The sequence below is a fragment of the Proteus sp. G2674 genome (assembly GCF_009915195.1).
GTDB classification, from domain to species: Bacteria; Pseudomonadota; Gammaproteobacteria; order Enterobacterales; family Enterobacteriaceae; genus Proteus; species Proteus mirabilis.
On the sequence record NZ_JAABLS010000004.1, the window covers coordinates 1 to 10,303 of the forward strand.

The following is a 10,303-nucleotide window of genomic DNA, read 5'->3' on the forward strand; positions in this document are numbered from 1 at the left end:
ATCTGTATTGGTTTCTCCTCCTGGTATCCCATGTTGAATTCTCTGCCATTTCCCAATATCCACACGTTTATAAATTTTGCGTGCAGAGCCAACATAATAAGCATATCCACCAACACATTTGATATTTTTAGGGTTTGCATAGTCACCATCCATAACTTTTTCTAGCGGAAATTTAGATCCACTGCCCATACACTTGACAAACCCACCATCGCCTCTAGATGCAAGCATCCCTTGTTCTTTCGGTTTTAAACAAATACCTACTTTAGGATTATCGAACCCTTCAATTCTAATATAATCAATCGGGTCATCTGGTGTGTCTAAATAAATACATAATAACTGTGAGGGGATTTCACTGTTCCATAAATTTCGAGCCTTTTCGTATGGAATATCTTTGCGCAAACAAAAATACACGATATTTTTATTTCGGATTGCACAACCAGTAAAAATATATCCCTTGATATATTTGGCCCAATGTTTATTAGTTATATACTCCATTATCTTTCTTTCCCTTTTTCAGTTGTTATAGGATCTCATCTAGAACCTTTTGTACACTTTATCCGGCTCATGTTGGTGATAGGTCATTGTATTGGATTTCCATAACCGTTTTCAATCCGACGCCCTAAGATATCGTAGCGGTATTCCGCTCACTGATACCCTAAGGGCCCTTGGTCGATATCCACCGCGATAATACGGTGGTCACTGTCATAGTGATAGCGTTGCCCCGAGCTACTGCCTTTTTCATAGCGGGAGACCATGCGACCAAAACCGTCGTAGCGATAATCAAATTTATCACTGCCTTGTACTTGGTTATGCGGTGCTTCGGTGTGCGGACGAGTCAGTAAATTGGCCGCCGCATCATACAGAAAGTGTTCGGTTTGCACCGACCCTAAATGCGCCGTCAATTGTCCCAGCGGGTCGTACTGATAACTGTGGTAGTACCAATGTCCGGCGGTAAAAACCTCGCCCGTTTGACCATAACTGACACTGCGCTCGATAAGTTGATTGCGTTTATCCCAACGATAACGACGGTCTATCACCGGGGTCACAAACTGTGAGGCATTCATTTGGCGCGCCACTTGGTGCGTAATGATGATTTTTAAAGCGCTACTATATTTTGACATAAAAAGCTCCCCAGTAATTGATTGTCCAACTATTGGGGGGCACTTCAAAAATTTGATTTCTTTTCCGGCTTTTTATTCTATTTTCTTTTCAGTTTATTCAAACCATCATTTAATATTTTTATATTACTTACATCTCCACCACGATCTATATATGCAGACCATTTAGGATAGTATTCTTTAAATAAAAGATTACCCAAATCAGTTAGATCAGAACTGTATAACACTAGTTCATCTTTTACCTCCCCATCATCCTTAAATGGCTCTAAAGTAATCAAGTTATTTTCCTTAAGAAAAATCATCAACACTTTAGTTATCTTAGTTATTTTCTCACGATAAGATAACATTTTGTTTCTTTTCAACAAAGTTGAATAGTTAAACCTTAATACACTCATATTCATCTCCGCTAATCAAGACGTATTATTCGAGATATATCATCAACAAGACCAACCATTTTTCCGTCAGCATTACGCAAATGTCGCTGACTAATAACATTTTCTTTACCAAACATATTTTGCAATCGTTTTAGCAGTTTCGCTTCTCGGGCATCCCCACTTACTTTATTTGGTATACACGTGAGACCTAACGGATCCCACCATGTCAATGGATTTGGCGCATAAGCATATAAATTTATGCCCCTGCCAACCCTATCGGGTCTTGTTGGGTAAAACGCCCTAAATCCGGGGGTATAGTACCTGAACGTATTATAATGCAGGCCAGTATACTCTTATCATCTTGATACTCGCCCTATAGGCCAGCGCAAGCGCTGTTCAAATTTGTTCCCGACAAATTTGCCTTTGCCGAAATACTGCCCTTGAAAGCGCAGGTTCTGTTCACGATTAAACGAGTTTTTTCATCATAATCTCTTCAATTTTAGGGCAGATATTCTAATTATAGCTGTCTTATTTTAAGGGAAGTCGGCAATATCCCGTTTCACTGCCTAATTGAATAACTATTTTTTATTCGATGCCCAAAAATAATAGTCAGACACATAGATTTCACTTATTCTTAGATCTAATGGAATATGTTCTATATAATCTGCGATTTCATCATAAGGGGAAGGTAGTATAAAAGAAATACCATAATCTTCATCTATAATAATAGATCCATTTAATATACGCTGACTTCTTGTTAGTTTAATTAATTCTCCCATTAACATACCAGAATATAGTTTATTTTTATATTTCCCTTTATACTTCTCGTTACACCCAATCGAAATAATCGTCCCATCTAATAATGTTGCTATAGTTAGAATATTATCAATATAATAAGCTATCCTACAATCTTCATTAGGTAAATAATAATTAGATTGACTGACATCATGATGTTCATACAACTCGCTAATGTAAAGACTAATATTTTCACCAACAAAAATATTACCCATTGATTTATAACTTATTATAGAGGCGCTAAAATCTATAATTTTCATCAACCATTCATTAATACGCTATCAATATAAACTGGCGATTCTTTAATAAGATCATAGTTTTTAAAATCACCATGACCTATTCTCCCTAAAACTTCATAAGAAGGTTTACTTGTAGATTTATAAACTTTCCAATAATCATTTCGATGAATATTCTTCTGAATTCCTAAACCACCAGGATGATAATCAAGTTTATAAGTTGTCGCTGATTTTGTTGTTTTCATATAAGCCATATGTTGAATAATAAGAATTATCTGTTCTATATCCCGAGCATAACTACAACTCAACGATTTTTCAGTGATTCTGATTAATTTTATGTGATGCTTTATGTAAAATAGATTTTCTTAATGAACGATTAAAATTACTTAAAGGTATATCTTTATTTAAAAACATCTTAAATCTATTTATTAGTTGATGATCAATATTATTAATAGGTAATTCATTTAATTCTCTCATTCGAAGTAATACTATTACTTTACAAGGTATTAATTTGTAAGTTACATGATTAGAGTTATCGACATGTTCCAGTCTGTTCTCATCCGCGCCTATCTTTCTGCTTGAGCTCCGTCTGTCGTAACATAAAATCTACCTTTACCAGCAGGATCAAAGTCCTTTAATCCGTTTCCAACTGGCAGATTTTAAAACCTATTTCACATTTGTAGTGAATATTTTAAACAGTTATTTGGTATTAATACCGAACAGTGAAGATATCCGGACAAATAAATACAAAATAAGCACCAGAAAACTACATTTAAGCTTGAAAACTAATACGCTAATCGGCGAGTGATGTGGTGTCATTTACCTGCTTTATAGCTAAAGCTGGTAATTACACATATCTATAATCTAGGTCGTAGCTTCGATAATATCTTTACGATAACTCTATTTCTTTAGAAAAATCAAAACCTAACAATCCAATTTTTTCAACAAGCTTTCTAAACTTATCTGTGACAAAAACACCACTAATATTTTCATTTATTGAAAATAAGTATTCATCTGTAATATTATTTTTAACTAGAATTAATTTTTCAAACATAAATCCTTTGGGATATTCAGTATAAATAGATTTTTCTTTATCTACACATTCAGACAAAACATTAGTTGGATAGTACCCAATAAATTTTTTCCGTTTACTTGCTGTTCTAACACCTAAAAATTGTCCCCTAGGATTTAAGATATCAAATAAATGGTTAGCACCTGATTCACTGAAAACAAAAAATGGAGATAGAGCGCTACTAAAATCAAATTGATAGTTTTTCTTACCAAAATCATTTGATCTTAATTCTAATGATATTTCAGTATAATCATTGCCAAACCGTCTCCATCCCTGCTCTCTCGACCTTCCCATAATGCTCTCTTCACCATCAGGATAATTTTGAATAAAAGAACAATAATTTACCATATCCGATTTTAAATAATAAACGTTATTTATCATAATATTGTATACCAGCTTGCATCTCGATTTGCAGAAGATAGGATGTCACGAATTTTTGATAACTCATCCAGAACACCTTGTTTTCCATTTAATTTATCAGCATCAATAATTCTTGTATTTACTGCGTCAATATAATCACTTGGATGTCTGCCATTATGTTTTATTCCTGACAATGCTTCATCAACATTATTTCTATTTGGTAGGAAAACACCATTTTTCGTTAATAAGCGGCTGGTATCCCATTCAAACCACCATGTTTCATTCAATGCATTGGTGTATTCGATAATTTGCTGCTGTTCATTCCAGCGACGGAAGGTGGTTTCACCCCCCGTTTCCACGGTGGTGAGGGTTCGTTGAGCTAAATCATACGTCAGTTCGGTATGCTCTAAACAGCGTTTACCGTCTTTAAGCCAGTGCTCAACCACTTGCCACTCAGGTTCATTGTCTGATAATGGTAAAGCGAAATACAGACTTTCATAACCATTACCTGCTAAATATTGACTAGTAACGATAATTTTTAAATCACGACTTTTTTTGACAAAAAAAGCCTAGTAACTGGTTAGTCAATAATTGAAAAATTTTACTTTCTTTTTTATTTTTACGATAATTCTATTTCCACTGAAAAATCGAAAGCCGTTAAACCTGCATCTTCTACTCTTTGTTTAAATTTATCCGTAACAAAGATTCGACTAATATATTCGTCAATAGTAAATAAATACTCATCAGTGATGTTATTTTTTATGAGAACTGGCTTTTCAATCATTAATCCATTGGGGTATTCCCGATAAACAGAATTTTTTCTGTCAAAACATCCTGAAAGTGAATTAGTTGGATAATAGCCAACAAATTTCTTCCGTTTGCTCTCAGTCTTAACGGGTAATACTTGCCCTCTTGAACTCAAAATATCAGATAAGGACACTAATGCATTTTCACTAAAAACCATAAATGGCGACAAAAAACTACTAAAATCAAATTTATAATTCTTTCTTCCAAAATCATTGGAATTTAACTCTAATGAAATTGCAGTATAGTCATCAGTAAATTTAGACCATCGCTGATCCATCGCTCTCCCTATTATACTTTCTTCTCCATCAGGATAATTTTGAATAAAAGAACTATAGTTTTCCAAATCTGATTTTAAATAATAGACTTTATTAATCATAATATAGTTTTCCATTTAGCATTTCTACTAGCAGAGGATAGGATTTCTCGAATTTCAGATAATGTATCTATTTTACCCCTTGTTTACATCCTTTTTTATCAGCCCTAATAATCCTTTCATTCACAGTGTCACTGATCATGCAAAACTGATCCACTTGGTATTATCCGTACATTTTTGTACGGGGAATTTATGAGAACCAAGGAAATATTTGTGGATATTCATGTTCGCTTTACACAAGGTCAAAGCATCCAAAAAATTGCCCGTGAACTGGGTATTTCCCGCAATACTGTTAAACACCATTTACAGCAGGAACCGATGCCAACGTATACTCGACGCGCACCCAAACAGACCAAATTAGTGCCATTTGAGCCGTACTTAATCCAACACATCCAACTGGCTAAACCCGACTGGATCCCTGCAACTATCTTGTTTGATGAACTTTGTCAAAGGGGATGTCAAGGTGCAGGATTGCGCAATTGCGTCGTTTCGTTTGCCAGTTTAAACCCATTATTGCACCTGAGCCGATTGTGCGTTTTGAAACGCCTCTCGGTCAGCAGATGCAGATTGATTTCACCACTATTCGCCGAAGTAAACAGAAGCTAAAAGCGTTCGTGGCGACACTGGGCTATTCCCGAGCTTATTACGTCAAGTTCTTTGATAATGAACGAGCCAGCACTTGGCAACAGGGGTTAAAAGAAGCGTTCGATTACTTTGGCGGCCTGCCTCAACAAGTACTTTTTGATAACGCCAAAGCCCTCATTGTCAAGCGAGACGCTTATGCTGAAGGTGAACATAAACTGCATGTTGAAATGCTTCAGATGTCAAAAAATTATGGTTTTAAGTTGACCACTTGCCAGCCTTATCGGGCCAAAACGAAAGACAAAGTAGAGCGTTTTAACCATTACCTAAAAAATAGCTTTATCGTGCCACTTAAGGCGGAACTTCGCACTCAAAACCTTGAATTGGATGTTGAGATAGCGAACGCAAAAATTGGTCCATGGCTACAGCGAAAATGGGGTGTTGGTAAGAATGTATTATTGCCATGAATGGCAACAACTTGAGCCCAATATCGAATTTGGCGTGAAGAGATAGAATATATTTTAGAAAGTTTCCGAGATGTTTCTCCCGCTAAACATTGGTTGGCAATGATGATTTTTAAATCGTGGATGTATTTTGACATAAAAAGAGCCCCAGTAATTGGTTGTCCAACTATTGGGGGTCACTTCAATCCCTTCCGGCTTTGTTTAATTTATTTAATCTTAAAAGGATGAAGTGCTTCTTTAAATACTTCTTGTAATACACTTTCATCCATTTTATTTATACTTTTCTCTTGATCATCATTGATTTTCTTTGTGATAAAATTTTCGTTATTAATATTCCTCTTACTATAAAACTTCTTGGCTGCTTTTCCAAAGCAATCAATGTCAATTAATTTATCAAAAAAACTATTAATTGAATAACTACTTGCATATTGTAGCGACTCATTTTCTTCACAAGAAAATTTAACGTACATTATTAGTTTTTTTAATGCATTAACTTCATCCTGCGTAATATCTATAGTTTTACTTTCTATATGTTCAACCACCGCATTTACTCCTAGCATTGAGTTGGTTATTAGTCATTTTATTGCGTGTTTCATAATCTATATGTGACACAATAGAATATGGTTTTTTTCCGGCATGTAAGATTTCCTTCATTTTCAATTTACCTGAATGAATATACTCAAATTCAGAAACTTTATTAATATTATTCAGTTGCACAGAATCAACTTTAAATATAATCGCATAATCACCACGTCCTACATACTTAGGATTATTGATGAGGAGATTTCGTGTAACATCATCAGGTATCATTAATATGTCGGTTACATAGACTTTCCCTTGGCTATTAGGATTCAAAACACCAGTTTTCATTATACTGTCAAAACCAGCTTTATCCGTATAATGAATAAAGGTGTTTTCATCAAGTAATCCCCACGGATCCCCCCATGTCAATGGATTTGGCGCATAAGTATATAAATTTATCCCCCCTGCCAACCCTATTGGGTTTTGTTGGGTAAAACGGCCTAAATCTGGGGCATAGTACCTGAACGTATTATAATGCAGGCCAGTATACTCGTATCATCCTGATACTCGCCCTACGGGCCAGCGCAAGCGCTGTTCAAATTTGTTCCCGACAAATTTGTCTTTGTCGAAATACTGCCCTTGAAAACGCAGGTTCTGTTCACGATTAAATGTGCTTGTGGGGCGGGTTTGACGCTGTAATTGTCCCCAAGCACTGTATTGCCCTTGCCAAACGATTTCACCCTCACTGTTGGTCAACGCTTCCGGTAAGCCACTTAAACTGCTGTGCGTATAATAAATCCCCCGTTGCGGATTAAGCGGGTTATCCGTGCATTCAATGCGGGCAAGAGGGGTATAACTTTGGTCATTGTAAGCATGATAAACCGTGGTATGGGGCGCTGCGCTGCTGTGCTCAGACACCAGTCGCATCCCTACCCAGCCAAAGCTGTACACTTCATCCGGCTCATGTTGGTGATAGGTGACTGTGTTGGCAATCGCACTGGCTTTCCATAACCGTTTTTCAATCCGGCGCCCTAAGATATCGTAGCGGTATTCCGCTCGCTGATACCCTAAGGGCCCTTGGTCGATATCCACCTCGATAATGCGGTGGTCACTGTCATAGTGATAACGTTGCCCCGAGCTACTGCCTTTTTCATAGCGGGAGACCATGCGACCAAAACCGTCGTAGCGATAATCAAATTTATCACTGCCTTGTACTTGGTTATGCGGTGCTTCGGTGTGCGGACGAGTCAGTAAATTGGCCGCCGCATCATACAGAAAGTGTTCGGTTTGCACCGACCCTAAATGCGCCGTCAATTGTCCCAGCGGGTCGTACTGATAACTGTGGTAGTACCAATGTCCGGCGGTAAAAACCTCGCCCGTTTGACCATAACTGACACTGCGCTCGATAAGTTGATTGCGTTTATCCCAACGATAACGACGGTCTATCACCGGGGTCACAAACTGTGAGGCATTCATTTGGCGCGCCACTTGGTGAGTAATACGTCCCCGACAGTCATAGCCCGTTTCATTGTCTAAGGCGCCACTGGTGCGCAACGTTTCTCGGTGTAAACGGTCTCGTTGATATTCCGCCAATACCGTCAGTTGCTCATTATCTCGCCATTGCGTTTGTTGTAAATGCCCAGAGCCGTAATACAGGTATTCAAATGCCCGTTGATGGGGCAACTCGGTGCGAGTGATATTACCCAGCACATCATAGTGATGCTGATAATCACCGCGGGCACTGGCTTCTCGAACCAACTGCCCCACTTTATCGTAGGTAAAGGTCAGGGCGTCTTGATACTCTACGCGGGCGGTGGTGCCGGTGCGTTCGGCTTCATGCCATACCGCCATGGGGACGCGGCGTAATGTCACACTCAAAGGTTGATAAAGGTATTCCGTGCGATAATCGGCGTTTTCTCGAAACAGCAACCGCCCCACTTTATCGTAACCGAAAGTGGTCACCTGCGGGGATAAGGGTATCGGCGTATCAACGCAAGGCCCCGGGGTGGTTTTTATTTGGGTGACATTCCCCATCACATCGTACTGATAGTGCTTTTGTTGTCCGATAAGATCATGTTCATCAGTTAAACGATGCAAGGCATCATACTCAAAGCGGTACTGCTCGCCCTGTTCATTCTCCAGCGCCTGCATACGCCCGAAAGTATCATAGTGAAAATGCAACCAATGCCCTGCCGGATCGCGTCGGGCTATCACTTGTCCACGACGGTTACGGCGCAACAGAATATGGCGCTCTCCGGCATCCGTTATCCCCACTAATTGACCGGTGGCATCATAGTCATAATGGTTTTCTGTCCCATCCGGCAAGCACTCTGTTAACAACAATCCCGCTTCACTAAAGGTGTAGGTGGTGGTTTCATTCTGTGCATTGGTCAACGAGCGAAGTTGTCCCCAATCATCGTAGGTCAAGGTGGTGGGGTAACCCGAACAGTCCCGTTGCTCGATTAACTGACCGCGGGCATTATAGCGATAGTGGGTTTCATTGCCCTTGGCATCCACTTGCCCCAGACACAGGCCTTGGTCATCCCACGCCAAGCGCGTGATATGGCCAAGCGGGTCAATCACACGACGAATATCGCCGTGCTCATTGTACTCCCAATGCCAAGCCGCCCCATTTGGCAAGGTTTGTGCCGTGGGAAACGCAAAATCTTTGTCCCAATCATAGCAAGTCGATTGTTGTTCGGGATCGGTCGATTGGGTTAAATTACCGCGCTCATCATAGGTATACCTCCATTCACTGCCATCTGGGGCTATTGCTTTCGTTAATAGGCGGCTGGTATCCCATTCAAACCACCACGTTTCATTCAATGCATTGGTGTATTCGATAATTTGCTGTTGTTCATTCCAGCGACGGAAGGTGGTTTCGCCCCCCGTTTCCACGGTGGTGAGGGTTCGTTGAGCTAAATCATACGTCAGTTCGGTATGCTCTAAACAGCGTTTACCGTCTTTAAGCCAGTGCTCAACCACTCGCCACTCAGGTTCATTGTCTTCAATGGTAAAGGCATCAAAACGTTGCCAACGATAATGACTACTGACCCCTGTGGCATATTGGTGCATGGCCATTAAACCCGATTCATCATCCCAGCCAAAACGACGAGTCACTCGCTTATCCGCATTAGTAACTTGCACTAAACGCTGTTGTGCATCATAAGTATAAGTGACCAGCGTTTTTTCTTCTTGTCCTTGGTGGCGGGTCACCGACTGTAAGCGTTGGGTGATTTCATCATAATGTAACCGGATATCGGTCAGATACGCATCATCATGAATTTGTACCAATTCACCGTCATTAGCATAGCGGTAGTGTAAAGCATTATTATGACGATCAGCACTTTTCATTAAGCGCAGTGTATTGATTTTATGTGGGTTGGCTTCGAAAAGTTGATAATCACCTTCCGCCGATTCAACAAGGAAAAGATTGTTTGTCGTGCGATAGACGGTAAAGCCTTCATCTTGATAGAACACTTTCTGTCCAAGGGCGATTTTTCCTAACGCTAAACGCCTCCCCGACATGTCATGATATTGACATCCTCCACGCCCTAAAGGACGTGGATCCCTACTGCGTTCAGACTGATGTCTGAATCA

General features: G+C 39.4%; 12 protein-coding genes and 1 pseudogene. 1 reads left to right on the forward strand and 12 read right to left on the reverse strand.

Translation table 11 applies throughout. The features are described 5' to 3' along the window. From GWI58_RS00390 to GWI58_RS00430, 9 genes and pseudogenes are all read right to left on the reverse strand, one after another. A pseudogene (locus GWI58_RS00390) lies at nucleotides 1–495 on the reverse strand (hypothetical protein); the annotation flags it as partial. Nucleotides 496–644: 149 nt separating this feature from the next. Continuing rightward, nucleotides 645–1,169 (reverse strand): RHS repeat domain-containing protein, encoded by a 525-nt coding sequence (locus GWI58_RS00395; protein ID WP_202608509.1) that lies wholly within the window; start codon nucleotides 1,167–1,169, stop codon nucleotides 645–647. 29 nt (nucleotides 1,170–1,198) lie between these two features. After that, a complete protein-coding gene (locus GWI58_RS00400; RefSeq protein ID WP_161768811.1) occupies nucleotides 1,199–1,513 on the reverse strand; it encodes a hypothetical protein in 315 nt (104 codons plus the stop codon). Nucleotides 1,514–1,524: 11 nt separating this feature from the next. Continuing rightward, nucleotides 1,525–1,833, reverse strand: coding sequence for an RHS repeat-associated core domain-containing protein (locus tag GWI58_RS00405; protein WP_161768815.1), 309 nt, complete (start codon nucleotides 1,831–1,833; stop codon nucleotides 1,525–1,527). A gap of 237 nt (nucleotides 1,834–2,070) precedes the next feature. After that, nucleotides 2,071–2,547: a hypothetical protein gene (locus GWI58_RS00410; protein WP_161768812.1), complete on the reverse strand. Its 477-nt coding sequence runs from the start codon at nucleotides 2,545–2,547 to the stop codon at nucleotides 2,071–2,073. After that, the gene (locus GWI58_RS00415; RefSeq protein ID WP_232464496.1) at nucleotides 2,547–2,768 is read right to left on the reverse strand and encodes a hypothetical protein; all 222 of its coding nucleotides are present in this window, start codon (nucleotides 2,766–2,768) and stop codon (nucleotides 2,547–2,549) included. Before GWI58_RS00415 ends, GWI58_RS00410 begins: the two co-directional genes overlap by 1 nt. A gap of 644 nt (nucleotides 2,769–3,412) precedes the next feature. Next, complete coding sequence (locus tag GWI58_RS00420) at nucleotides 3,413–3,976, reverse strand: hypothetical protein (RefSeq protein ID WP_094960279.1); 564 nt, start codon at nucleotides 3,974–3,976, stop codon at nucleotides 3,413–3,415. Beyond that, nucleotides 3,973–4,401 carry an AHH domain-containing protein gene (locus GWI58_RS00425; RefSeq protein ID WP_094960278.1) on the reverse strand — a complete coding sequence of 143 codons (429 nt, stop codon included), beginning with the start codon at nucleotides 4,399–4,401 and terminating at the stop codon, nucleotides 3,973–3,975. Before GWI58_RS00425 ends, GWI58_RS00420 begins: the two co-directional genes overlap by 4 nt. A 173-nt stretch (nucleotides 4,402–4,574) precedes the next feature. Further along, a complete protein-coding gene (locus GWI58_RS00430; protein ID WP_036894559.1) occupies nucleotides 4,575–5,138 on the reverse strand; it encodes a hypothetical protein in 564 nt (187 codons plus the stop codon). A gap of 476 nt (nucleotides 5,139–5,614) precedes the next feature. Here GWI58_RS00430 and istA point away from each other — a divergent pair, with 476 nt between their 5' ends. After that, the gene (gene istA, locus GWI58_RS00440; RefSeq protein ID WP_161768814.1) at nucleotides 5,615–6,184 is read left to right on the forward strand and encodes an IS21 family transposase; all 570 of its coding nucleotides are present in this window, start codon (nucleotides 5,615–5,617) and stop codon (nucleotides 6,182–6,184) included. Between the two features lie 203 nt (nucleotides 6,185–6,387). On the opposite strand, the gene GWI58_RS00445 is transcribed toward istA, so the two are convergent. Genes GWI58_RS00445 through GWI58_RS00450 form a run of 3 tightly spaced genes read right to left on the reverse strand, consistent with a single transcriptional unit; the run spans nucleotide 6,388 to nucleotide 10,231 of the window. Continuing rightward, the gene (locus GWI58_RS00445) at nucleotides 6,388–6,723 is read right to left on the reverse strand and encodes a hypothetical protein (protein WP_094960275.1); all 336 of its coding nucleotides are present in this window, start codon (nucleotides 6,721–6,723) and stop codon (nucleotides 6,388–6,390) included. After that, the gene (locus GWI58_RS17700; RefSeq protein WP_272927282.1) at nucleotides 6,716–7,243 is read right to left on the reverse strand and encodes an RHS repeat-associated core domain-containing protein; all 528 of its coding nucleotides are present in this window, start codon (nucleotides 7,241–7,243) and stop codon (nucleotides 6,716–6,718) included. The genes GWI58_RS00445 and GWI58_RS17700 overlap by 8 nt, the downstream gene beginning before the upstream one ends. Nucleotides 7,244–7,258: 15 nt before the next feature. Then, nucleotides 7,259–10,231: an RHS domain-containing protein gene (locus tag GWI58_RS00450; RefSeq protein ID WP_237611653.1), complete on the reverse strand. Its 2,973-nt coding sequence runs from the start codon at nucleotides 10,229–10,231 to the stop codon at nucleotides 7,259–7,261. Nucleotides 10,232–10,303: the final 72 nt, after the last annotated feature.